This is a genomic window from Streptomyces sp. CBMA123, assembly GCF_014596465.1.
Lineage (GTDB): Bacteria > Actinomycetota > Actinomycetes > Streptomycetales > Streptomycetaceae > Kitasatospora.
The window spans coordinates 1-801 of record NZ_MECK01000525.1 but is presented as its reverse complement, the minus strand read 5'-3'; the positions used below and the strand labels follow the sequence as shown (position 1 = coordinate 801).

1 protein-coding gene is annotated in these 801 nt (G+C 80.5%); it reads right to left on the bottom strand.

From position 1 onward, the window contains the following. Positions 1-212 (bottom strand): hypothetical protein (locus BG452_RS46380; RefSeq protein WP_223243223.1); only part of this gene is annotated, 212 nt, incomplete at its 3' end. Between the last annotated feature and the right edge of the window lie 589 nt (positions 213-801).

Genomic DNA, 801 nt, shown 5'->3' with positions numbered 1-801 from the left:
GCGGAGCGCCGCGGGGCGGCCGGAGCGCCCTGCCGCCGGCCGGCACCGGACACCGACGGCGACTCGGCCACCGGTGCGTCCTCCGTACGGCGCGCGAGGGCGTTGGGCCAGACCGCCGGGACCACCGGCGGGGTCGGCGCCGTGCGGGCGCCCGTCGAAGCGGTGCCGCCGCCCGCGAAGGGCGCCGGCGGGGTGCCGAGGGCGACCGACATCGGGCGCTCACCGATCAGTCCCCGCCTCGGCAGGGCGGGTTGGACGGCTCGCTGCACCCCCGGAGCGCTGCCCACCGGACGCACGGACACCGGACGCACGGACACCAGAGGCACGGACACCGTCGGCGGAACCACCGGGCCGCCGTTCCCGGCGCCGCTCCGACGCGGGGCACCGGCGCCCGGCCCGGCCACGGGTGCACCCGGACGCGGCGCGGCAGAGGCCGCCGCGCGTTCGGACGCCGACGTGCCGGTACCGCGCCCGGTCGTCGCACCGGAGTCGATCCGGGGATCCGACTGAGCGTCGGTTCGGGCGCTGGGGAGACTCATGGATCCAGCGGCGCCGTCCACCGCGCGCTGGACGCGCGGCCCTTCACCGACCTGCGCCGACGCGCTTCCGGCAGTCGGGCCCGTGCCGGCCGTCGGCATCGGCCCGGTGGTCCGTCGGACCGGTCGGCGCCCGCCCAGCAGTGGAGCGGTCCGGCCCGGCGCCGCCGCCGTCGGAGGCAGCCCGTCGAGGGGGGCTCCCAGTCCGGTGCGGGTGTGGGTGCGGGCGGGGGCTGCGTCGGGCTGCACCCGGGCGGGGGCCGGC